We start from the raw sequence: 24332 nt of genomic DNA, 5'->3' as shown, positions 1-24332 counted from the left end.
TATACACTCAATTAAAAACAAAACTTAATGCCAACACAAGCAGACAAAGGGATAAGCATCATCATGCCTACTTACAAGCAGGAGGCGTTCATTACACGTGCCCTCGCCAGCCTGCAGGCGCAAACTTTTCAGAAGTGGGAGCTACTTCTGATCAATGACGGTAGCCCCGACGATACGGAGCGGGTGATTAGCCCTTACCTGGCAGATGAGCGGATCCGGTACTGGAAACACGTGCAGAACGTGGGCCTGGGAGCCAGCCTGAACGAAGGCCTGCGCGAGGCCTCTTATAACTTTATCGCTTACCTGCCTTCTGACGACGTGTATTACAAGGAACATTTACAATCCTTGTTTAACCTGCTGCAGGAAAACCCTGCGGCAGTGCTGGCCTTTTCGGGGGTAAGGCACCATTACAATCGTACGGCAAACGGTAAAATAGAGGGCTTTCCGCTACAACTGGTGCAGGTGTTACACCGTAAGACAGCAGACATATGGCTGGAGCGGGACGAATTGGTGACAGACGACCTGGAGCGGATGTACTGGGGTAAACTAGGCCAGCAGAAAGCGTTTGTTTCAAGCGCTATAGTCACCTGCGAGTGGGTAGACCACCCGGCACAACGATATAAAATTCTACAGGAACCGGAAGGGGGGATTAACCCCTACAAGCTGTACTACAACGTAAGAAAGCCGCTTCGTTTCCATACTACGGTTGGTAACTTCATTGACGAGGAGGCCTACTTTAAACCCTTTCGGGACAGGCCGGACACGCCCATGGCGGAGGATGGCTTAAAGATTTTGCTCGTCGGGGAACTGGCCTATAACTCGGAGCGGGTGTTGGCGCTGGAGGAGCAGGGACACAAGCTGTATGGCCTTTGGATGCGCGAACCCTATTGGTACAATACGGTAGGGCCGCTGCCTTTCGGGCACGTGGAGGACATTCCATACGAGAACTGGGTAGAGCGGGTCAGGGAAATACAACCAGACGTGCTCTATGCCTTGCTAAACTGGCAGGCTGTGCCGTTTGCACACGAAGTGCTGATGCACAACCTAGGTATCCCTTTTGTGTGGCACTACAAGGAGGGCCCTTTTATCAACCTGGAGAAAGGTACCTGGAATGAGCTCATAGACCTGTATACGAAGTCGGACGGCCAGATCTATACCAGTGATGAAATGCGGGATTGGTTTGAGCAGTACCTGCCCCACAACTCAGAACATACGCTAATCCTGGACGGGGACCTGCCGAAGAAAGAGTGGTTCTCGGAGCAGCGTTCGCCGCTGCTATCAGAAAAAGATGGCGAGGTCCATACCGTCGTGCCGGGGCGACCTATAGGCTTGCACCCGGAAACAGTGGTAGAACTGGCCGAGAACGGGGTACACCTGCATTTTTACGGTGACTTTACGCATGGGCAGTGGAAGAAGTGGATCGAGCGTACGATGTCGATGGCACCGGGCTATCTGCACATTCATTCGAACTGCAGCCAGGACCGCTGGGTAGAGGAGTTCTCGCAGTACGACGCCGGTTGGTTGCACTTTTTCCAGAGCGAGAACAACGGTGAGCTGATGCGCTCTAACTGGGATGACCTGAATATACCGGCACGCATGGCCACTTTGGCGGTAGCTGGCTTGCCTATGTTGCAGCGCGACAATACGGGGCACATGGTAGCTACGCAGTCCCTGGTAAAGAAATATGGTCTGGGCTTGTTTTTCTCGGACATGAGCGAGCTGGGAAAGCAGCTTTACGACAGGGACAGAATGAAAGCGTTGCGGGACAACGTGTGGAAGCAGCGGATGCTTTTCGCGTTTGATACGCACGTAGAGGAGTTGGTTCAGTTTTTTAGGAGTATAATCAAAGCGAAAAAGAATGCAGTACGATATAATAGTATTTTCCCAGCTGCGGTGGAAGTCGGTGACACAACGGCCACAGCACATCATGACAAGGCTGTCTGAGCGTTATTCAATTCTTTTTGTAGAAGAACCCAAAGACCCGGACGAGGCACATCCGCAGGGGCATGTGAAGCAGGTAAAGATAAATGATCACCTGACCGTGTTTACACCCTACATTCCCTGGCATAACTGGCCTACCATGTGCAGCCAATACGTGCCTTTGCTCAAGAAGCATGTAGATGCGATAGAGGCTTCCGCTTTTTGGTTTTACTCGCCTTACTATGTCCATTTGCTCAAGTCCTTTAATCCAGGCAAGGTCATTTATGATTGCATGGACGAGCATTCGGCCTTTAAAAATGCCTCGCCTAATCTGCCTGCTTACGAGCGACAGTTGTTAGGCAGAGCAGAAGTGGTGTTTACCGGGGGGAGATCGTTGTATGAAGCCAAGCGGGACTTGCATAACAATGTGCACTGCTTCCCTAGCTCGGTAGATAGTGAACACTTTGAAAAGGCCATGGACGCAGCGACAGAGGTACCAGAAGACTTGCAGGAAGTAAAGCGGCCGGTAGTAGGATATTATGGGGTGATAGATGAGCGGATTGACATGGACCTGCTGGCAAAAACTGCCCAATTGCTTCCGGACGTATCGCTCATTATGATCGGTCCTTTTGCCAAGATCGATAAGAAGGAGGCTGCCAAAGCGGATAACATTCATTACCTGGGAAAGAAGGACTATGCCCTGTTGCCCGGCTACCTGAAAGGAATGGATGTGGCCATGATGCCTTTTGCCCTGAATGAGTCGACCCGCTATATCAGCCCTACTAAAACATTAGAGTACATGGCGGCACTGAAGCCGATTGTTTCTACGCCAGTACGCGACGTGGTACGGGAGTACAAAGGAACTGTTGCCATCGAGGATAATGCTACTTCTTTTGCAGAGGCAATACGTGCTTATTTACAGGAAACAGAAGAGCAAAAGCAAAGCCGTAAGAAACTGCAGGCCGAGAAGATAAAAGCAAACTCCTGGAATAAGACCGTAGAGGAAATGGAGCGCCTGGCTTTTAAAGACCAGGGCAAAGGCAACTCGCAAAGCTCTCCTTCAAAACGGAGTGTGCCAATGGATTAAGTGACGATAATAGATACAAAAAGGATAAGCGGGATGCTGTAGTTCAAGAACTTCGCATCCCGCTTATTTTATAAGTGTAGTGTGCCACTACCCATGGCCACCTATCGCGAGCTAAGTAAACCTGCCGGCACGGAGAGTTCCCCTGTGTGCGTGTCTATCAGGCCGTTGCGCTCATCCTCAATGTTGGTAGCCTGGGTATAAACGTCTCCGGCGATAGGTCGCTTGCGTAACTCCTCCTTAAACTGCTGGATGCGTTCCGCCCGGTCTTCCAGGTTTTGCGGTCCGCCATAGTCCGAAAAGCCAAAGCCACCCCATTCACTCACAATTAAAGGGCTTTGTCCCCGGTAGAAGTAAGGATCGCCCACCACCAGTGGGAAGGCCGCCACTCCCTCCATTTGCCCGGCTGTCAGTTGGTCCAGCAATTCTTTCCATCTCTCTAACTCTGGTGTGTACAGGTGTGCCGTGAGGATGTCGGACTTCAGTTTCCCTTCGTAGGAGATATGCTGCCAGCCGTCGTTATCGACTACCAAAAACTGCGGGTGCCTTATTTTCATGTAATGAAACATGTCCATGATGTACTGCCGGGTATCGGGATTCGTGGCAATGTCCTGGGCGCCCCAATCCTCGTTGTACAGGCTCCAGATGACCACAGAAGGATTGGTTTCTATCAGGGCGAGCATGCGCATAAGCTCTGCCTTATGGTTTTCCCGGCTTTGGGTCGTGGAACTGTGCGTACTGGGCACTTCTACCCAGAGTAGCATCCCTATTTCATCTGCCAGGTTGTAGATGCGCGGGTCGACCCCGGCAATGTGCACCCGCACCAGGTTACAGCCCAGCTCTTTCATGGCATACATGTGCTGCCGCATTTCCTCGTAGGTAGCAGTTCCGGGCTGGTACAGAATACCATCAATGTAAATCTCCTTGTTGTTCAGAAAAAGATGCCGTCCTCTTGCCTCGAACTTGCGCAGCCCGAAGTGGGCCTCTATTTCTGCTGTGTAGCCTGTTGCATCAATTAGTTGTGCTACCAGCCTGTAAAGATGTGGGTTTTCTGGTGACCATTGTACCCCGTCAGGTACTTTCATCACCACATATTGCTGCTTTTGCCCTGCCTGCAGGCGCAGGGAAAAGTCGGAAACGGCGAGTGGTTCTGCCTGCTCGCCATCCCGTTCATATACTTTTAGCCGGAGCGTGTACTGCCCGGGGTCATGGATGCGGGTTGTCACATTAAAGCGCACCAAGGAGTCCTCGATAATACTGTTCACGCCTACTCTTGTCCGGAGCCGGTTCCGCTCCACCGTTTCGAGCCACACGCTCCTCACAGCACCCGTATAGGTTTGGTACCAGATCCCGCCCCGCTTGTACACGTGCGACTCCTGCTTGCCCCGTGGTATCTCCGCACTCATGGTATCGGCAATGCGCACCGTCAGGTGGTTTACAGGCAGCAGGTGCTCTTCATTTAACTCGTAAGAGAAAGAAGTGTATTCCCCGTAGTGAACCTCCTCGCCCTCAATCGTACTGAGCAGACGTCCGTTTAGCCACACGCGGGTCTCGTACCCGCAGGCACCAAAGGTGATCTGAAACATAGAGGGCGAGGACTTGGAGCTTTTTTCGGGCCGGGGGAACTCTCGTTCGTACCAGGCTATTACCTTGTCGCGCCAGGCCGGGGCTTGTTGCTCGCCTTTGGCTTTGGCCATGTGTGCCTCCACAGATCCTGGCCAGTGGGCTGTGTGCTGGTACTTGTGGCCTAAGTACCACTGCTCCCGTAGGCCGCGGTCATCCGGATCGACCGCAAAAGACCACTCTCCATCTAAAAGGTAATGGGTATTGGGGCGTAAAACAGCCCGTGGCAAGGGGTTCTCCTGCTGTGCGGTGTGGGGGATGCCCATCCCTTCGGTTAAGTTGAAGTTAGTGTTAGTAGAATCCATAGGCGACAAATCGGCGCTGTTTACTGTAACGTATGCAAAATGACACAGGCATCAGGTAAAGCTCCAAGTCGACCTTTTACTGCAGGCTCCTGTCTTTACCAGGCTTTAAATACTTTCATACGAATTGTTAGGAGTATGTTGGCAAAAAGCCTTTAATTCTTGATGCGCTGTCCTTGTAGCAGGCTACCTGAGAGCCTAAATGACGAAGCGCTAAGCAAGGAAAAAATACAGGGGTAGGAGAGCTGGTGTTCCAGAGCGCGGGACGTTCCTATCGTTAAAAGGAACAGTAGACATGAAAGTACGATATTTACCGTAAGACCTCTTTCAAAAGTATGGCTTTGTTATAGTTAAAGCTTTTTAAAAGCGGCTTAACTAGCTCCACTTATTCACCGAACTGCCCTTTAATCTGGCTGGGCAGAAATCCGAAGTGCTTTTTGAAAGCCGCTGTAAAGTGAGCAGAGCTCTTGTAGCCGATGCGGTAGGCGATCTCTGATATGGAGTACTGTTGTTGCTTAAGCAGCTGTTTTGCTTGTTCCATCCGGAGCCACACCACATAACCGTGCACGGTGTGGTGAAAGGATGCTTTAAAGCCTTGCTTCAGCTTGTACTCGTTCAGGCATACCTGGCGGGCCAGTTCCTGGATGGTAGGCGGGTTATGGAAGTTTTTATCTAAAATGGCTTTTGCTTCTGTAATGCGAATCGCATCATCCCGCTTAAGTAAATTCATCCCTGTGCGTTGCTCCTGTAGTTGCTGCCATTGCTCTAGTTGCAGCATCAGCAGCTCTAAAACTTTTGCTTCGAGATAGAGCCTTTTCAGAGGCCCCTTTCGCTGACTGTTCCGGATATCGTTCAGCACCCATTTTATTTCCGGTGTTATCTCCATCGGCTCTTGATTGAGGTAGGAGTGCTGGCCCTGAACCACCCGGTTGGCAAATTCCTGGTGCAGGCCGCTTTGTTGGTGCAGCAGCCGGAAGTAGAACTCCCTCGACAGGATGATCAGAAAATAGTGGTGCAGCTTGTGGGGTGGCATCCGGAACTCGGCTTTAAAAGAAGGTGTGTAGCAGATGTAGTGTATGTTGGGCGGGCTAACACTTTCCGGTAACAGGCCCGTAACTTCTGCCGAAGCGTCCCCCTCCAGGTAAAAGCCCATGATGATGCTTTCGTCTGTTACCTCAAACCTGTCACACACAGGCCGGTTAAACACCATTTCGGTGTTGATAATGAACAAGCCCTTTGCGCTAATCTGGAAGCTCTGAAGCGAGGCGATGGCGGGACCTTTCAGCACTACTTCCTTCTCGGAGGGCGCACAGCAGTTATCATAGGTAGTAGAAAGTTCTTCATGGCAAATCCACTCGTTGACGGCGTCAACTTTGGAAGTTATCTTCATAATAATCCGTTTAGCGATATTCTTTATCCTCTTTTCGATACCAGGACCCCGCTGCTCAACTATACTTTTGCCAAAGTTAGTTATTTAAAATAAGTCTAAATAAATATAAATGAAGAAAAGCATTACACTTTTGAGCCTCTGTTTGCTACTGACGCAGTTAGCGTGGGCACAGCATCGGGGCGCGAGCGTTCAAGGCCAGGTAATACAAGACAACGGAGAAGCCCTTAATGCCGCCAGCGTGGTGATCGTAGGAACACCGTACGGCACGATCACAAACGAGAACGGTTATTTTGATATGTACCGTTTGCCGGAAGGAAAGTACCAGGTGCGTGCTTTCTCGATGGGGTTTGAAGGGAAGACCGTTGAGGTGCAGTTAGAGAGAGGCGAAACGGAAGAGATCCTGTTCCGGCTTTCTAACAAGGCCAATACCATGGCCGAAATAGAGGTATTTGGGGAGCGCAACAAGCAACCCGAGAAACTGGATGCCCTTACGCGCCTTCCGCTGAAGCCAAGTGAGCAGATACAGAGCATTTCTGTTATTTCGGAGAAACTGATAGAGCAGCAGGGAGCCCTGACCGTGATAGAGGGGGTGCGCAACGTGCCCGGGGTGTATACCTACTCCACCTTTGGCGGTGTGCGCGAGAGCATCTCGTCCAGGGGCTTCCGTGGTATCCCTACCTTAAAGAACGGGGTGCGGGTGATGACAGACTTCCGGGGTGGCGGTTTCTCCACGGATATGCAGGGCGTGGAAAGCGTTCAGGTGCTGAAAGGGGCGAGCTCCGTGACCATGGGGGCAGCCACCGACCTTGGCGGACCAGGCGGTATCGTGAATATCGTGACCAAGACGCCTAAGTTTGAGAATGCCGGGTCCCTGTCACTGCGTGCCGGAAGCTGGGGACTGATCCGCCCTACTTTTGATGTGCAGCGCGTGGTAAATGAGTCGAAGACGCTGGCTGTGCGAATGAACGGAGCCTATGAGAACGGGGGCAAGTTCCGGGACCACATGAGCAACGAGTCGTTCTACATCAACCCATCGATCGAATGGCGACCTAACGCCAGGAGTACCCTTACGCTCGAAATGGATTACTTTGATGAGGAGCAGAGCATAGACGTTGGCACAGTAAACCTCTCTATAGGAAACAAAAAGAATGAAATTTATGACCTGCCATCTAACCGCTTCCTGGGTTTTGACTCTGACCTGACCGATATCAGACACAGTACCTACGCAGCCCGCTTTAAGCATAACCTGACCAACAACCTGTACATCCGTGCGGCTGCTTTCCATTCAAACTACAATGCGGACGCGATCAAGAGCAACCTTTCTGCCGTAAAGCGCGATGTTGAGAACGGCATTAACGTGGACCAGGTGAACTGGTATAATCGCTCTATTGCCCATAACTCGTCAAGAGAGGACAAGAGCACCGTGTTGCAGTTCGACTTTGTTGGGCAAAAAGTAAAGACAGGAAGCGTGCTACATACTTTCCAGGCCGGGGTAGACTACCGCGCCATCGACCTGTACGTGCCAACCTATAACTCCATTGCCATCGACCGGATCAACGTTCTTGATCCGGCTACTGTATCAAACACGCTTCCGGAAGGCTTGCCAGCCTTTGAGCTGACAAGAGAAACACAGTCCTACGATTACCGCTTTGGGGCCTCTTTCCAGGATGTGATACAGCTGACGAACTGGGCAAGGGTATACGGTGGCCTGCGTTACAGCACCAACAAAACGAAGAACGATGAAGAGACCAGTGAAACGACGCATTTCTGGAACCCACTGGCCGGAGTCATGTTCACGGTAAATGAAAACATTAATGTTTTCGGTTCTTATACCAACAGCTCTAATCCCCGGTCCGCTGCCGTGGTGGATGTAAACGGCGATCCGCTGGGTGCCGAGCGCATCGACCAGGTTGAGGCGGGCCTGAAGACAGAGTGGTTTAATAACCGCCTGCGCTTTAACCTGACGCTGTTCCAGATCAATAACAGGGACATGAACCTGGAGGTCTTCCGGGTGGATGAAACAGGAGCCGTGGTATCAGCAGGTTATTACACCAAAGGAGGTAACGACGAGCGAAAAGGCGTGGAGGTGGAGTTGACTGGCCGTGTACTGCCGAACCTGGAAATTGTAACGGGCTACGCATACATCGATGCACAGTACAAAGAGCACACGACCTTTGTGCCGGGATCAGCGCCAAACAATACCCCGAAGCATACTTTTAATGCATGGGCAAACTACACGGTAAGTGAAGGCATTGCACGCGGACTGAGCCTTGGGTTAGGCGCCTACTATTTAGGCGAGCGCCCTTATAACGACTGGACGCAGGATGGGGTACAGTACCACGCCATCGCGCCAGACACCGCTCCCTGGTACAACAAAGCTTACACGATCCTGAATGCGCAACTGGGTTATGAATTCCAGAAACACTGGGGCCTTAGACTGCTTCTCAACAATATCCTGGACGAAGTAGGCTATGATGCGTACCGCTCTAACTACATCGACAGAATACAGCCAAGAAATTTCTCTGGCATCGTGACTTATAAATTTTAGTCTTTTTATTTAGATTTAGTCTAAGTTTGTGCATCCGCTGCTGTGTTTCTCTGCCAGCAGCTGATGTGTTCCCAAGGAAAGTAAAAACCACACCATAGCCATGCACTATACCTTCCGCAAGTTTATCAACGACATCCACCTTTGGCTCGGCATTGCCAGTGGACTCGTGTTGTTTATCGTCTGCCTGAGTGGCACGATCTACACCTTTCATACCGAGATCGAAGAGTGGCTAGAGCCTGCCAAGTACGAGGTAGACGCCCCTGCACAGGCAACCCTTCTTCCGGTAGATGCCCTCATACCGCAGCTACAGCAGGAGTTAAAGGGGAAGGTCGTATCTCTGGAGATTCAGGAGGACAAAGGAAGTACGTACCGGGTAGGGGTGGCTGCTAAACCAGAAGGTAGAGAAGGTGCTGCCCAGGCCGGTCGTGGCGGCGGGCACGATGGAGGCCGCCCTACGACCTATTTTGTAAATCCCTATACAGGAGAGGTGCTGGGCACAACAGACGGACCTGCGACCGAGTTTTTCCGTACCGTGATGCAGCTGCACCGCTGGTTGCTCATAGAAGGGGATGTTGGTAAGATAATCGTGGGCGTATCGACCATTATTTTCGTGTTCCTGGTGCTGTCCGGGCTCGTGCTGTGGTTCCCGGTAAAGCTAAAGAACTGGAAGCAAGGTTTTAAGGTGAAGACTGATGCCAACTGGAAGCGTGTAAACCATGACCTGCACAATACCTTAGGTTTCTATTCCTCTATTTTGTTGCTGATTATGGCCCTCACCGGCCTGTGCTGGTCCTTTGGTTGGTACCGGGATGGGTTGAGCAGCGTGATGGGGGCGGAAGTGTTTAAGGGAAGAGGAGAGAAGCCTGCCCCTTCTGATCCTGCCGGGGAGCACCTGAACTTGACAGTGGCAGACTTTATCCAGCGGGCAAATGCCCTCGTGCCTTACGAAGGAGACCTCCGGGTAAGTTTACCTTCAGACTCCCTTAGCTCGGTGGTAATATCTAAAAGTAAAACCGGCTTTTTTGCACTTGCTGCTGCAGACAAAGTACAGCTGGACCAGTATAGCGGGGAGTTGATAAAACTGGAGCTGTTCTCTGAGAAACCATTAAACGAGCAGGTAGTAAGCCTGATCAAGCCCCTGCACCTGGGTGAGGTGTACGGCACATTCTCAAAGATCCTGTATTTTATCGCTTGCCTGGTTGCCACTAGCTTGCCGATAACAGGTACTATGATCTGGATCAACAAGCTACGTAAAAAGCCGAGGAAGAAAAGATCGAAGGATATCGCCATGCCTGCCTAAGAGGCCTGAAGGGACTAGGGTTTGGCCCCGAGTGACTATTCCTGTTAACCTAATCCAGGCATAATAAGAATCGCCCGTTGAGCTGTGATAATCCTGCAGCCCAACGGGCGGTTCTCTTTTAGGGGCGCTGACTGGTTAGGGAAGAACTACTGTTACAGAAGCTCAGGTAAGGGTTTTTTGTTGAAACTCCCGGTCATATTACTATAAAGCCTGTCCGGTCCCCAATAACCGCTTGCAATGATGCGTCTGATCGTGAAAAGCGGCTCCTCCGCATCCTGGCTTGCCGCCAGTTGGAATGCTGCCGTCATTCCCCGGCTCTTTAACTCCGGGATTGCTGCCTTGTTCCAGAGACCAAACGGATAGGCAAAGTATTCCACTGGTTTTCCTGTTATCTCCTCCAGTACCTGCTTTGGCTTCTCGACCTGTATTGCCCAGTCGTCACCCTGGTACTTCTTTACATTGTGGTGGTCCCAGGTATGGCTGCCAATCACATGACCCCGGTCCGCTAAGTCTTTTACCTGCTCGCGGCTCATATAACGCGGCCTGCCCAGCGATACGGTCATCACAAAGAACACGCCTTTAAAGCCGTACTTTTCCAGTTCAGGGGCAGCAGCGGTATACTGGTCCAGGTTCGTGTCGTCAAAAGTAAGCATGATCGGCTTTGGCGGGAGTGGAGCCCCTGTGGTCAGGTAAGCCATCAGGTCAGCCGGCAGGATGGTGTGGTAACCACTGTCTGCCAGCATTTTGATCTGTTCCCGGAAACGGCTTTCCGGCACAATGTAGGTCCTGGCCTGCTCCGAGTCTGAGGACTTCCAATCGCGGATTTGGTGGTAACAAAGAATTGGGACCTCCTGGCGCTGTAGCACTTCTACGGCAGCAGCCCGTAGGTGTATGGTCGGGGTATTACTGGCACTGCTGGCAGTATCTGCTACCGGAACATCGGCGGAATCCTGTGCGGTCATGGGTGGTGAGACCGGGGAAGAAAAACTATCTTGCTGCACAGAGCCGTTACAGGCAAAAAGGCCAAGGGATGAGGCAACACAAAGGGATGTAAAGCAACGGGTAAACGAGAAATGCATAAATAGGGGAAATATTCCCTAAATTACACCTTCTTTTCTTGTTCCAGTTGCCGTCAGGTTTCTTTTTTTCGCAATAGGTACGCTGTTAAGTTGAGGCTGCGTTTACTGTACAGCGGTGCGAAACCTTAAACAAGTAAGCGCTGCTTCTGCTGCTGAATTTGCCGGAGATGGTGGTTAAAGTGGTCCTGCACGAAAGTCAGAGTTTGGAACATCGTGAGAGGGCCCGCAACGGGGTGTTTGAACAGGCATTTGTTCAGGAGGTGTACAGGAAGCTCCGTCAGCAAGTCCTCTAGCCTAAAGCGTACCTCGTCCCACTCTTGCCGGAGGGTGGCAAGCGCAATGTTGTCCGGCACTGTGGCGACTACGTCAGGGGCCTTAAACTTCTTGCCTGATTGTAGCGCTAACTTAAGTAAGAGGGACTTGAGCCCTTGCGAGAAAGAGGCTTCCGGGAAAGCTTCCTGCTGCTTTAGCTTGTACTGCACGTAATCCAGCATGCGTCGCTCCACCAGCACCAGGTGGGCCATTGTTTGGTTAATAGACCACTTTCCTTCGGCAGGAGGGGAATTCAGCAGTGCATCGTCGAGGCCCTCCAGTTCGTCTAAGAGCATGTTGCGGCACTTTTCCAGGCGCAGGTACTTCTCTTCCAGTTTGGGGTTCATAAGTTGAATGTGGCTATATACGGCTGTGTTCATTAGGCAAAGCTTACTTATGTTACAGTTAAAGCTAGTTATTATTTTGATTAATGCAAGCTGATTTATCTTTTAAGTTTGACTAAGGCATTGATTTATAGCCTTATTCGCAAATATAAAACTTATCATATAATTAGATTTGTTCTAAAACGTAGTGCTATGAATGACAGAATGTTCTTTACTTTGCATGTGTTAACAGAAGATGATGGAAAAGAATGACCCAATAGGCATAGCGGTGCTGGACTACCTGCAGGGTGCCGAAGACCCACGGATAGTGGTAGAGAGCGATTTGACAGAGGATGATGAGATGCAGGTATATTACCTGTTTCGCAAGTTCAAAGACATGCCGGAACTGGAGCGCATTGCCCTGGAGGCGTGTCAGGGAACTACACTAGACGTGGGCGCAGGGGCTGGCTGCCATAGCCTGGCTTTGCAAGGCATGGGGAAGGAGGTAACAGCGCTAGACGTTTCTGCCGGGGCTATAGAGGCAATGCAACGGCAGGGAGTAAAGCGGGTACTGCGGCAGGATGTTTTTGAGCTGAGAAACCAACAATACGATACGCTGCTGATGCTCATGAACGGCATCGGGATAGCCGGAAACCTGCAGGGGCTGGAACGCTTTCTGAGGCACGCGAAAAGCCTGTTAAAGCCCGGGGGAGAGATATTGCTGGAGTCTTCTGATATCCTTTACATGTATGAGGAAGAAGACGGATCGGTACTCCTGGATTTAAACGCCGGCTACTATGGCGAGGTAAGGTACAACATGAAGTACAAGGACCAGGAAAGCGGATGGTTTAACTGGCTGTTTATCGATGCTGCGATTCTGGAGGATTACGCCGTGAAGCATGGATATGCCTTTGAGGTGCTACAGGAAGGAGATGCGGGCAATTACCTGGCGAAACTGACGCTACTTAAAACAGAATAGCTATCTTCGAGGAGCATTTAATTTAACTAATTATGTCTGCCCCTATTTATCCTTTTGTACCTTATTATTTAGATACTTATCCGGAAGAAGAGACGATACAGCGCGCGAAAGCGTTTTATGCGTTCATGAACACACGCCGTACGGTGCGCGATTTCTCCGACAAACCCGTACCGCGGGAGGTAATCGAGCAGTTGCTGAAAACGGCCTCTACGGCCCCTTCGGGGGCGCACAAACAACCCTGGACTTTTTGTGTGGTCTCTAACCCTGCCTTAAAAAAGCAGATACGCGAGGCGGCCGAGAAAGAGGAGTACGACAGCTATCATGGGCGCATGACCCCGGAATGGCTCGAGGACTTAGCGCCCTTGGGCACTGACTGGGAAAAGCCTTTTCTGGAGGTGGCTCCCTGGCTGATCGTTGTGTTTAAGAAGGCGTATGACTTTAAACCTGACGGCAGCAAGCGCAATAACTACTATGTTTCTGAATCAGTGGGGATTGCCGCTGGCTTTTTGATCTCGGCGATCCATCATGCGGGCCTGGTTACCCTGACACATACCCCCAGCCCCATGAACTTCCTGACAAAGCTCCTCAACCGTCCGGCCAATGAGCGCCCTTTTCTGCTGTTACCCGTGGGATATCCTGCCGATGCCGTGCAGGTGCCGGACTTGCAGCGAAAGCCTTTGGAGGAAGTGACCGCCTGGTATGACTAAGCGCTATCCCGGTTTTCATATCATGTAGCGCACTACGCCGTATTAGAAGAAACAAGGTAAGGCCCTGCTGAAATGGCAGTGGTCTGCCCGAGAATCTAGTACAAAGCGTATGAACAGTAACCTGAAATATACCTGGAGCCTCACGAAGCGAATCTTTAAGGAGTTTGGGAATGACCGTCCCCTGGATTATGCTGCCATCATTGGGTTTTATACCATCTTCTCGCTGCCCGCTATTCTCATTATCGTTATCCGCATAGCGGGCGCGGCTTTCGGGCAGGAGGCCGTGGAAGGGCAGCTGGTTAACCAGATAGGGGGTATTGTAGGGGAGAGTAGCGCCCGGCAAATTCAGAGCATTATCGAGAATGCCAGCCAGTCCTCCTCCAGCACGGTAGGCACCATAATAGGCATTGCCACCATGATCTTTACTGCTACCACCGTGTTTGTGGCCTTGCAGGACTCCCTGAACGCGATGTGGGATGTGAAAGCGAAGCCGGAACGGGCCTGGCTTAACCTTATATTGGACAGGGTCCTTTCCCTGGCGATGGTGGTGAGTTTTGGGTTCTTACTCCTCGTGACGCTTACGGTAGACATTCTGTTGGGCGTTGTACATGATTACCTGCGGGATGAGCTTTCCGGCCTCACTGTTTACCTCATGACGGCGGCGAACATCCTGATCTCCATCCTGATCAGCATCGTTATTTTTGCGGCTATTTTTAAGGTGCTGCCCGATGCAAAGATCAGGTGGCGCAATGCCTGGATAGGGGCGTCCGTGACGGCTATTCTCTTTACAATAGGCAAATACCTCCTGAACTTGTACCTGCAGCACGATCCCTTGGCGGATACCTATGGGGCCGCCGGCTCTCTTGTGCTGATACTGGTGTGGGTTTACTACGCTTCTATCATCTTTCTGCTTGGGGCGGAGTTTACGCAGGTGTACTCTCGGGAGCATGACAAGGGCATCAGGCCGGAGAAACACGCTGTAAAAGTAGAGGTAAAGGAGATAGAGAAAGAAAGCTAAGCGTTTGAATGCCGTGTATCAAAACGAAAAAGTGGGTGAGACTGTCTAAGTTTCACCCACTTTTCTATGCTTAAAAAGCTTCGCCTAAACTATGCTTTTTGATAAGTCACTTGCTTTACCGCCTCTATTGTACGCTCTATGTTCGGCAGAGAAGCCTCGATGAGTGTCGGGGCATAAGGAAGCGGCACGTCGCGGCAGGTAACGCGTTTCACCGGCGCATCCATATAATCAAAAGCGTTGCTCTGGATGTGGTACGCCAGCTCTGCAGAGATAGAAGCAAGCGGCCAAGCCTCTTCTACCACCACCATGCGGTTCGTTTTCTTTACTGACTCAACCAGCGTTTTGTAATCAATCGGACGCACGGTGCGCAGGTCAATTACTTCGGCATTGATACCGTCTTTGGCCAGTTCTTCAGCAGCAGCCAAGGCTACTTTCATCATCTTTCCAAAAGACACGATGGTGACGTCTGTCCCTTCGCGCTTGATGTCGGCTACGCCAATCGGAATGGTGTATTCTTCCTCAGGAACCTCTCCTTTGTCGCCGTACATCTGCTCTGACTCCATGAAGATCACGGGGTCGTTATCGCGAATGGCGGACTTCAGCAGGCCTTTGGCGTCATATGGGTTAGAAGGAACAATAACTTTCAGGCCAGGTGTGTTCGCATACCAGTTCTCGAAGTTCTGAGAGTGCTGGGAAGACAACATACCGGCGCTACCCGTTGGTCCGCGGAATACCATAGGGGCGCTGTACTGGCCACCCGACATGGACATAACCTTGGCAGCAGAGTTGATCACCTGGTCGATGGCAACCAGGGAGAAGTTGAACGTCATGAACTCAATGATCGGGCGGAGGCCATTCATGGCAGCACCCACACCGATACCGGCAAAGCCAAGCTCAGCAATCGGAGTATCGATCACGCGCTCAGGACCAAACTCGTCCAGCATGCCTTGGCTTACTTTGTAGGCCCCGTTATACTCGGCTACTTCTTCACCCATCAGAAACACGCGCTCGTCGCGGCGCATTTCCTCAGACATCGCCTCGCGCAGGGCTTCTCTAAACTGTATACTTCGCATATAAGATGTTTAATTCTCGGTTCAGAAGGTAAAATTAAAAGAACTCTGTCAATTTACAATGTTTTCATCTATTTCTGACCGGTGTTAGCGCATCAGGGCATCCTGGTAAGCAGCTTTGTCGCGGTAGGCTTCGAACTCCAGGTCGTTGATGGCCTTCTGCATGAAAGCCTTGTCTGCCTGCACCGCCTTCCGGAGGTTTTGCTCCAGCAACTGCTCGTTCTGTGTGCGGGCCCCCAGCAGGGCAAGGTTGTAGTAGGCAAGCGCATCGTTGGGCTTTAGCGCCAGTGCGCGGGTATAATACCGCTCCGCTTCGTCGTAGTTCTCCTGCAGGAGGTAAGTCAGACCCAGGTTCATGTAGGCCTGGTAACTGTCGCCGGCATAGCGCAGGCTCTCCATGGCGTCATCGTATTGGCCAACCGCTATCTCCAGGGCTGCCTTGTCTGCGAATAGGCGCTGGAGCAGCTCCTCCTCGGCCCCTAGCTTGATAGCGTTATCATAATGCTGCAGGGCCTCCAGAAACTGACCCTGCTGGTGGTAAGCACTGGCTAGGCTATAATAAATGTGGGCTGTAGGGTGGCGGCTACCGGCTATTGCCAGGTTTTCGATAGCTTTGGCCAGTAAGGCTTGGCTCGCTGCAGGGCGGTACTCTTTGCGGGCCATTTCGCTGTAAACGACTCCTAAGTTATAGTAAGCCGGCCACTTGTCAGTGGTTTTAACGGCTGCCTCATATAGTCTGCGTTTTTCGTCTAGCAATGGGGTAAGGCTAGCGGCATGTAGCAGTTCTTCTTCTGTCAGTTCATCCGCGTCTGCTTCGCCAGCGGCTATGCCCTGGGCCAGCACAAAGAGTTCGTAGTCCGGCTTTCGGCGGCGGTTGTAGTTAACCTCTACCGCTGCGGCACGCAGGCGAGGGTACACGTACTGCTGCAGGTAGTCGTAGGCCCTGGTCTGCTGCAGCGCCTTTACCATTTCCTGCTTGCTGAGCACTGTACTGTCGAGTATCGCTGTTACCTCCTGTCTGTCCTGTTCTGGTAAGGCGGATGCCTTCAGTTGTTTTTTCAAGAGTTCAAAGTTGTCTTCCGGCACACGTGTCTGGATGTTTACTTTTTTGCCGCTGTAGTCTAACGTCTTCAGCTTTTGGCGGTAGTAATCTTCCAGCACCTTGGCCCGCTTGTTTGCCAGGCCGCTGCCACTCTCTTCCGGCGATTGGCTACCGGTGATCACAATTTGTTGGCTCCCCACGTTGTCCAGCGCGTACTGCTCCAGCACTTCTAAAGCAGGTCCCTGGTTGTTGGGCAGTTTTGCCTGGTCCGCTGCGAAGTGGAAAACGAGGGAATCGGGTTTGCCGCTCCCTTCGCTATAGACATCTGGTAAGTAATCAACGGCATTGTTCCGTACCAGAAGGAGGGGAGTCGTGATGAGCCCTTTTGCTACCGGGACCTCCTTCGTGTACAGCACGTCGCCATCCTCTTTGTCGATCGCGGCGCCCTGTATCAGCAAACGGCCCATGCTTTTATCCGGCGTGTAGGGGAAGGAAAACTGCCTGACGATGGTAGGCTTCCCGTTTTCATAGACGAATTCGCCCTCTTCGAACTTGAAGGAACCTATATTTTCGCGCTGCTGGGCCATATTTTCATAGTATACATCCAGTTTGTAGTGCTCGTTTTTCCGAATTAGCTTCTCTGGCACCTGCACTTTCATTTCAAAGTTCACCGCCTGGCCGCTTACAGCCAAAGGGCTTGGCTGCACGGTTACCTCCTGCTTTTTTTCCGCCAGCCGCACCATCCGCTGAAGGGCACAACCCGAGGAGGAGAGGGTAAGAAAGAGAAGGAGAATGGATTTTATGTGATGGTATGGTTGCATATCCTGTTGGCTGCTTTAAACGTAAAAATTAGACTATAAACTATTTCCGCGCGTTTAAGGTTGTACAGGTTCAGGCCTTTAGGGTTTGTGGCTTACGTGAACAAATACTAATTTAGTAGATCAAATATTTCTGAAATGAGACGGCTACAGTACTTTATCGAATCGCAGGCCTTCGGTGTGTGCACCATGCTGGGCGAAAAACTCGGCATTGCTACCAGTAGCATTCGCCTGTCTTTTATCTATGTTTCGTTCCTGACCATGGGTTCACCCGTGATCCTGTACCTGATGCTTGCTTTCTGGATGAATGTTCGCAAGCACCTGCGTCGCGAGCGCAGCACTGTTTGGGATCTATAAGTCCTTTACCATGCGTTTTTGCCGGATAAAGTATTCCCAAACAATACTGCCTTTGTAAACGCCCGCCATCTTAGGGAAATTGCCCTTTGGCTGTTGTTCCTTTCTTCTTTTGCGCCAGTATGTTCTGTTACGGAGCAGGTCGGCATGCGCTTTCAACACGGCCCGTGCGTCCTGTTTTTGCCCGGCCACCAGCATGCGCAGGGCGGCGATCCAGTCCAGCAGTACACGCAAGCCTATACTGGAGAGAAGCCCTTGAGAGGGGATGTTCTTGTAGAGCAAAGCCAGGCCGTTGCGAAAATTCAGAAAGGTTTTTTTAGGGTTGGATTTGTGGAGGGTGCCACCGCCCACGTGCAGCACATGGCTCTGGCCGTTGTACATCACTCTGTAACCGGCGTTCTTGGCACGCCAGCAGAAGTCTATTTCCTCCATATGCGCAAAAAAGGCAGGCTCCAGTCCGCCCAACTCATGGAAAACGGCAGCACGCACGAGCATACAGGCCCCTGTTGCCCAAAAGATCTCCTGCACGTCGTTATACTGCCCGTGGTCTTCCTCCAGGGTTTCAAACAGGCGCCCACGACAAAAAGGATAGCCTAAAGCATCCAGAAGGCCACCACCTGCACCGGCATACTCAAAAAAGGCGGGATGTTGTTGCGCGTTGATCTTGGGCTGACAAACAGCAATCCGTTCATCAGATTCCATTAGGTGTAACAAAGGCTGTGTCCAGCCAGGAGGTACGGCTACATCTGAGTTAAGCAGGATGTAGTACTTGGCCTGTACCTGGCGCAGGGCTTTGTTATAGCCCTCACAAAAACCGTAGTTCTGAGCAAGCAGGATAAGGCGCACCTGTGGGAAATGCGCCTGCAAGTAAGCGACAGAGTCATCGGTAGAAGCATTGTCGGCCACAATAATTTCACAACCGCGACTGTTAGCGACAACCGATGGCAGATATGCTTGTAAATGGCGCCGTCCATTCCAATTCAGAATAACAACGGCCGTGTGGGGGAGGCTATAAGCCAAAGCTTCCGAGGTCTAGGCCTGGGATGTTAGGCAGCAAGCCTTCTGTGTGCTTTTTCATTTCTTCCTGTGCCCGCTCGCCTGCTGTGAGCATGGCATTGTTAACGGCGGCCACGACGAGGTCATTCACCATGTCCTGGTCGTCTACGTTCAGGATAGAGCTATCTATTTCTACTTTGATCAGTTTCTTCTGTCCGTTTACAGTGGCTTTTACCAAGCCCGCACCTGATTCGGCAGTAACGGTAATATCTTTCAGTTTGTCTTGTGCTTCTTTCAGTTTGGCCTGGACTTCTTTCATCTTGCCCATCATGCCCATCATATCAAACATAGTTTCTCCTTTTATTTGTGTTTACGAGGCTCTTGCCACTTCGCTTGTGGCCTGTGCAAATATAAGCATTTATACTTATGCCTTTAACCCTCATCAGGCAAAGGTACTTTCCGTGCCTGGCTTAGATGATCAGCGTAGTAGTGTGATCGTGCCGGTCCGACGTTTAGTTGCTCCAAAGCTTGTTTCTGCGATGACTTCATAAGCGTAGGCTCCAGCCGGAAGCTTCTGGCCCTTGAAGGTGCCATCCCAGGCAGCCGTTGCTTCTGTGCCCTCATACACTACATTGCCCAAATTGTTGTATATGCGTATGACATAGCTGAGATACAGGCGTCCTTTCACTTCTAAAATATCGTTGAGGCCATCTCCGTTAGGGGTAAAGGCGCTTGGAATGAACAATTGCAGCTCTTGTTCTATGGGAGCTATGTTGGAGTAGGATACCTGGGTGCCGTCTGCCGACGTGGCTCTGATGCGGTAACGCAATAAAGCCATCTCATCGCTTAAAGCGGTATCTGTATAGGTGTTACCTGAAACAGGATAACTGGCAACAACGTTGCCTTCACCGTCTAACAGTTCAAGTACGTATGAGCCTATTCCGCTAGGGAAACCAGTATAGCCCGTCCAGACAAGCAATACACGGCCCTCCTGCATTTCTGCCTTTAGTATAACAGGGCAGGAGGCGTTGCTAGCAGAGGAGGTATTGCCGCACGTGTTTGTGAAGCTTGCGCGGTAACAAGTAGGCTGAGGCTTTACTTTCTCGTCAATATATTCCAGATCAGGAACAGTTGCCAGCATCCTGTAAGGAGAGCCCATTACGCTTCGCTCTATCTTCACTTGCTGAGCTTCTTCCCCATCGGGCAGTTCCAGTTTGAGCACTACATTGTTGTCACGGTCGAAAGTACTTAGCAAGTAGGGAGCAGCAGGAACAGCTGTGGAAGTAACCCTGGCTTCTATTGGAGCTGATACGGACACAGCCCCGTTTGCTGCTATCCCTTGAACGTAGTAGGTGTACGTCTTTCCACAGATAACATCCGCGTCAGTAAAGCTTTCTGCCGAACTAGCAAGTGTCTCGATCAGGGTGCCGTTCCGGTAAATCTCATAGCGCTCTGAGCCAGGAAGGCTTGTCCAGGTGAGGCCTACTTGCTCGTTCCTATCTTTTACTTCCAGTGCGATAGAACTGATAATGTTTGAGTTGCGGGAGAGGGCCCCGCATGGATCCATAGGACGTATAAGAAACCATGTACCCTTACTCGTGTTTACCCCATCCAAGGAGTACGTCATTGTGCTGCTGTTGATGTTTCTGATCGTATCGAGTTCCTGAAAAGGCTTCCTGATATCGAAGGTGTACTGTTCCACTACATAGGAGTAGCCTGGCTGCAGCTCGGCCAGGTTAAGTTGTATCTCTCCTTGTAAGCCTTGCTCTACTACTGTCAATTGTTGGATAACAGGTACTGGGGCCGGCGGAAGCGGTACCACTGTCTGCATGCTTCTACCTGTACAGGCACTGGCACCGGTGTAAGTGCCCTTGACCACAATTTGATACTCTCCTTGGGTGTTGTACTTGCGCTGCACCGTCTTATTCGATTGTGCAGTTACTATCACTCCGTCACCAAAGTCAATCACATAGCTGTCGTAGTTCGAGTCTGTGATGGTTACCGCCACAGCCCCGTTTGCACAGCTTGCGGCGGTAAAAGCAGGGGTGGGGGTATCTCTGACTTTGAAAACCACCGATACCGTATCTGTACCAACTGTACCACCGTAATTGGCTATTTGCAACACCCGGTAGGTGCCGGGCTTAGTATAAGTGTGGGTTTGTTTATCGGATGGGTTTGAAGGAATGGAAGAACCGGATTTATAATCGAACACGTAATATTCTTTATCATCTGGTACTTGATTCCCGCAATCCTGAAACGAAACCTCCTGTCCCACGCACAGTACTTGTACCTCTTGCCCTTGCTGATAAGCCTTAAAGCAACGATTCTGCCCCCAGACAGGGAGGTTCAGGAACAGGAATAATATGATGAATAGATACTTCAAAACTAAGCCTTAATCTTGTATGCGAATTTACTTAAATTATTGAGCACATGAGCAAATATTGTAAGCTGGCAGAATAAAGCCCTGTAGGGTTAGCTACAGGGCTTTATTCTGCTGTTTTACTGTTAAAAGTTACGATGTAGCATAGTTTCTCAGAAAAGAGATGCTTTGCATGATATCGTGGTGCAGCACCCGGTCCGTGGATACAAAGGAGACCTTCTCGCGGTAGGCCTTTACCATTTCTTCTAAGACAGGGGAGCTCTTCCAAGGCCGCCTGAAGTCGAGGGCTTGGGCTGCATTCATCAGTTCAATCGCCAATACCCGCTCCAGGTTCAGTACGATCTGGTACAGTTTGGTCGCCGCATTGGCCCCCATGCTTACGTGGTCCTCCTGATTGTTAGAGGAGGGGATAGAGTCGATGGAGGCAGGGCTACAAAGCTGCTTGTTCTGACTTACGACCGAGGCCGCCGCATACTGGCTGATCATAAAGCCCGAGTTTAAGCCTGGCTCGGCCACCAGAAACTCCGGCAAGCCCCGTGATCCTGATATAAGCTGATAGGTGCGCCTTTCTGAAATACTGGCAAGCTCAGACAAGGCAATGGCCAGGAAATCCAGTGCCAATGCCAGGGGCTGGCCATGGAAATTCCCCCCCGAAATGATCTCATCTTCCTCAGGGAAGATGTTCGGGTTGTCCGTCACGGAGTTAATCTCAGTTAAAAACACCTGCTCCGCATAAGCAAGGGCGTCTTTAGAGGCCCCGTGCACCTGCGGCATGCAGCGGAAGGAGTAAGGGTCCTGCACGTGCTCTTTCTCCTGTGAGATAAGCTCGCTGCCCTCCAGCACCTGCCGTACTGCCTCTGCCGTTTGCAGTTGTCCCCGGTGCGGCCGTATGTGGTGAATGAGCGCATTGAAAGGCTCGATGCGTCCGTCAAAAGCATCGAGCGAGAGCGCGCCCACTACATCTGCCTGGCGGCTCAGGCGCTTTGCCTGTAACAGGGAATGCACACCGTAGGCACTCATAAACTGGGTTCCGTTCAGCAGCGCAAGTCCTTCTTTGGCTTTGAGGGAGATCGGCTCCCAACCGAACATCTCCAACACGTGTTCGCTCGCCAGCTTATATCCCTGGTAGCGCACTTCGCCTAAACCCAGGAGAGGAAGGCTCAGATGTGCCAGGGGCGCCAGATCGCCGCTCGCGCCGAGCGATCCTTGTTGGTACACTACCGGATAAATCTCCCGGTTATAAAAATCGACCAGGCGCTTCACTGTTTCTAGCTGCACACCACTGTGGCCATAGGCCAGTGACTGTATCTTGAGCAGGAGCATGAGCTTTACCACTTCTTGCGGAACCTCCTCTCCCGTACCACAGGCATGGGACATAACCAGGTTGCGCTGTAGCTGCTCTAAGTCCTGGGGAGAAATCTTTTTATTGTACAGGGCCCCGAAGCCCGTGTTAATGCCGTACAGGCTGTGGTTGGAATTTGCTAGGCGCTGCTGCAGGTACGCGTGGCAATCTGTAACACGCTGAGCAGCCTCCTCAGACAGCGCTAACGTAGCGTTCTGCCCCAGAATCTCTTCAATTGTCTCTAGCGTCAGTTGCTGGCTGGAGATGTAGTGCACGTGCGCCATTTAGCTGCTATTTCAGGGTTGAGATAATTTCTTCAACTGTCAGATCCTGCTGCTCGCCCTGCTCCATGTTGCGTAGTTTCAGTTTACCGGTAGCCATCTCTTCAGATCCTATTAAGATCACGTAAGGGATGTTTTTCTGGTCGGCGTAGCCCATCTGTTTCTTGAGTTTGGCTGCCTCTGGATACAGCTCGGAGGCAATGCCTGCGTCACGCAACTTCTGCAGCACCGGTAGGCCGTACCTTTCAGACGCTTTGTCGAACTGCACGATCAGGGCCTTGGTGCCTACCTGACTGCTGCTTGGGAATAGTCCAAGCTCTTCCAGTACATCATAGATGCGGTCTACGCCAAAAGAGAAGCCTACGCCAGACACACCCGGCAGGCCAAACATACCGGTAAGGTTATCATAGCGACCGCCGCCACTGATGCTGCCCATGCTCACGTTGTTCACTTTCACTTCGAAAATACAGCCTGTATAGTAGGAGAGGCCTCGTGCTAAGGTAACATCTAGCAGCAACCGGGACTGCTCGGAAAGGTTTTGCGCGGAAAGTGCCTGGCTGTCGAGGCTTTTAAGGTACTGCCATACTTCGCGGAGGTCTTTCAAGCCTCGCTGTCCCTCGTCTGTATCTCCCAACAGTGCCTGCAGTTGGTCCAGAATCTGCTCGTTATTGCCTTCCAGGGTATAGAGGGGTTCGAGTTTCTGGACTGCCCCTTCGGAAATGCCCCGCTCCAGCAGCTCCTTTCGTACGCCTTCCTGCCCGATCTTGTCGAGTTTGTCGATGGCCACGCAGATGTCACCCTCGCGCCCTTTCTCACCAATCGCTTCGGCAATGCCGGCTAGCACGCCACGGTGGTTGATCTTGATGGTAAAGTCGCTAAGTCCCAGGGTTGTAAGGACTTCGTTGATCATCTGCACGATCTCTGCCTCACAAAGAAGGGAGTTGGTACCCACTACGTCGGCATCACACTGGTAAAACTCCCGATAGCGTCCTTTTTGGGGACGGTCGGCACGCCAAACGGGCTGTATCTGGTAGCGTTTGAAAGGAAAAGAAATCTCGTTGCGGTTCATGACCACGTAGCGGGCAAAAGGCACGGTGAGGTCATAACGGAGCGCTTTCTCGGATATCTTACGGGTCAGGTGCTTATAGCCCTCCTCAATGTCTTCCGGCTTTGTCTTTGCCAGGAAATCCCCGGAATTAAGGATCTTGAAGATCAGCTGATCGCCTTCGTCACCGTACTTGCCGGTTAGCACCGACAGTTGCTCCATGGCCGGTGTTTCGAGGGGCAAATAGCCGAACTTCTCGAAGGTGCGCTTGATAACGCCAAAAATATAGTTACGTTTGACCACGGTAGCCGGGCCAAAGTCGCGGGTTCCTTTCGGTATACTAGGTTTCTCTTTGCTCATGCTCTTGCAGGTTTGCCCGCGAAGTTACTAAAACTAGCGAAAAAGCGGGAGCGGGGCTT

The 24332-nt window shown here is 51.4% G+C and carries 19 protein-coding genes; 8 read left to right on the top strand and 11 right to left on the bottom strand.

The genetic code is table 11. The features are described 5' to 3' along the window. The first annotated feature begins 27 nt into the window (after positions 1 to 27). Positions 28 to 1944, top strand: coding sequence for a glycosyltransferase family 2 protein (locus CHB92_RS10835; RefSeq protein WP_089319223.1), 1917 nt, complete (start codon positions 28 to 30; stop codon positions 1942 to 1944). Further along, entirely contained in the window at positions 1928 to 3007 is a 1080-nt protein-coding gene (locus CHB92_RS10830) for a glycosyltransferase (RefSeq protein WP_218824249.1), read from the top strand. The genes CHB92_RS10835 and CHB92_RS10830 overlap by 17 nt, the downstream gene beginning before the upstream one ends. A 101-nt stretch (positions 3008 to 3108) precedes the next feature. Here CHB92_RS10830 and CHB92_RS10825 read toward each other — a convergent pair whose 3' ends face one another. Further along, complete coding sequence (locus CHB92_RS10825) at positions 3109 to 4932, bottom strand: glycoside hydrolase family 2 TIM barrel-domain containing protein (RefSeq protein ID WP_089319221.1); 1824 nt, start codon at positions 4930 to 4932, stop codon at positions 3109 to 3111. A 382-nt stretch (positions 4933 to 5314) separates the two neighbouring features. Beyond that, on the bottom strand, positions 5315 to 6319 hold the full coding sequence (locus CHB92_RS10820; RefSeq protein WP_089319220.1) for a helix-turn-helix domain-containing protein: 1005 nt from the start codon (positions 6317 to 6319) through the stop codon (positions 5315 to 5317). A 109-nt stretch (positions 6320 to 6428) separates the two neighbouring features. On the opposite strand from CHB92_RS10820, the gene CHB92_RS10815 reads away from it, so the two are divergent. Beyond that, entirely contained in the window at positions 6429 to 8867 is a 2439-nt protein-coding gene (locus CHB92_RS10815; RefSeq protein WP_089319219.1) for a TonB-dependent receptor, read from the top strand. A 100-nt stretch (positions 8868 to 8967) separates the two neighbouring features. Further along, positions 8968 to 10167: a PepSY-associated TM helix domain-containing protein gene (locus CHB92_RS10810; protein ID WP_089319218.1), complete on the top strand. Its 1200-nt coding sequence runs from the start codon at positions 8968 to 8970 to the stop codon at positions 10165 to 10167. 152 nt (positions 10168 to 10319) lie between these two features. Here the strand turns inward: CHB92_RS10810 and CHB92_RS10805 are convergent, their stop codons facing one another. After that, positions 10320 to 11129, bottom strand: a complete 810-nt coding sequence (locus CHB92_RS10805; RefSeq protein WP_245842481.1) for a polysaccharide deacetylase family protein — start codon at positions 11127 to 11129, stop codon at positions 10320 to 10322. A gap of 242 nt (positions 11130 to 11371) precedes the next feature. Next, a complete protein-coding gene (locus tag CHB92_RS10800; RefSeq protein ID WP_245842479.1) occupies positions 11372 to 11938 on the bottom strand; it encodes a DinB family protein in 567 nt (188 codons plus the stop codon). Between the two features lie 199 nt (positions 11939 to 12137). On the opposite strand from CHB92_RS10800, the gene CHB92_RS10795 reads away from it, so the two are divergent. The 3 genes from CHB92_RS10795 (at position 12138) to CHB92_RS10785 (ending at position 14585) form a co-directional block, all read left to right on the top strand. Then, positions 12138 to 12860: a class I SAM-dependent methyltransferase gene (locus tag CHB92_RS10795; protein ID WP_089319216.1), complete on the top strand. Its 723-nt coding sequence runs from the start codon at positions 12138 to 12140 to the stop codon at positions 12858 to 12860. Positions 12861 to 12892: 32 nt separating this feature from the next. Next, positions 12893 to 13567 carry a nitroreductase family protein gene (locus tag CHB92_RS10790; protein WP_089319215.1) on the top strand — a complete coding sequence of 225 codons (675 nt, stop codon included), beginning with the start codon at positions 12893 to 12895 and terminating at the stop codon, positions 13565 to 13567. A gap of 109 nt (positions 13568 to 13676) precedes the next feature. Then, positions 13677 to 14585: a YihY/virulence factor BrkB family protein gene (locus tag CHB92_RS10785; RefSeq protein WP_089319214.1), complete on the top strand. Its 909-nt coding sequence runs from the start codon at positions 13677 to 13679 to the stop codon at positions 14583 to 14585. 89 nt (positions 14586 to 14674) lie between these two features. Here the strand turns inward: CHB92_RS10785 and CHB92_RS10780 are convergent, their stop codons facing one another. Next, on the bottom strand, positions 14675 to 15658 hold the full coding sequence (locus tag CHB92_RS10780; RefSeq protein ID WP_089319213.1) for a pyruvate dehydrogenase complex E1 component subunit beta: 984 nt from the start codon (positions 15656 to 15658) through the stop codon (positions 14675 to 14677). Positions 15659 to 15742: 84 nt separating this feature from the next. Then, positions 15743 to 17518: a tetratricopeptide repeat protein gene (locus CHB92_RS10775; RefSeq protein WP_089319212.1), complete on the bottom strand. Its 1776-nt coding sequence runs from the start codon at positions 17516 to 17518 to the stop codon at positions 15743 to 15745. Between the two features lie 135 nt (positions 17519 to 17653). Here CHB92_RS10775 and CHB92_RS10770 point away from each other — a divergent pair, with 135 nt between their 5' ends. Continuing rightward, entirely contained in the window at positions 17654 to 17872 is a 219-nt protein-coding gene (locus tag CHB92_RS10770; RefSeq protein ID WP_089319211.1) for a PspC domain-containing protein, read from the top strand. Here CHB92_RS10770 and CHB92_RS10765 read toward each other — a convergent pair. The 5 genes from CHB92_RS10765 to hisS all read right to left on the bottom strand — a co-directional run bounded on the left by CHB92_RS10765 (position 17867) and on the right by hisS (position 24273). Continuing rightward, positions 17867 to 18889: a glycosyltransferase family 2 protein gene (locus tag CHB92_RS10765; protein ID WP_089319210.1), complete on the bottom strand. Its 1023-nt coding sequence runs from the start codon at positions 18887 to 18889 to the stop codon at positions 17867 to 17869. The two genes, CHB92_RS10770 and CHB92_RS10765, sit on opposite strands and share 6 nt — an antisense overlap. Continuing rightward, positions 18879 to 19214, bottom strand: a complete 336-nt coding sequence (locus tag CHB92_RS10760; RefSeq protein WP_089319209.1) for a YbaB/EbfC family nucleoid-associated protein — start codon at positions 19212 to 19214, stop codon at positions 18879 to 18881. The genes CHB92_RS10765 and CHB92_RS10760 overlap by 11 nt, the downstream gene beginning before the upstream one ends. Positions 19215 to 19343: 129 nt before the next feature. Then, positions 19344 to 21248, bottom strand: coding sequence for a T9SS type B sorting domain-containing protein (locus CHB92_RS10755; RefSeq protein WP_089319208.1), 1905 nt, complete (start codon positions 21246 to 21248; stop codon positions 19344 to 19346). A 129-nt stretch (positions 21249 to 21377) separates the two neighbouring features. Continuing rightward, entirely contained in the window at positions 21378 to 22871 is a 1494-nt protein-coding gene (gene hutH / locus CHB92_RS10750; RefSeq protein WP_089319207.1) for a histidine ammonia-lyase, read from the bottom strand. A 7-nt stretch (positions 22872 to 22878) separates the two neighbouring features. Next, complete coding sequence (gene hisS / locus CHB92_RS10745; RefSeq protein WP_089319206.1) at positions 22879 to 24273, bottom strand: histidine--tRNA ligase; 1395 nt, start codon at positions 24271 to 24273, stop codon at positions 22879 to 22881. Positions 24274 to 24332: the final 59 nt, after the last annotated feature.

This window comes from Pontibacter ummariensis (assembly GCF_900188175.1).
Taxonomy (GTDB): domain Bacteria; phylum Bacteroidota; class Bacteroidia; order Cytophagales; family Hymenobacteraceae; genus Pontibacter; species Pontibacter ummariensis.
This window is presented reverse-complemented; position numbering and strand designations above follow the sequence as displayed.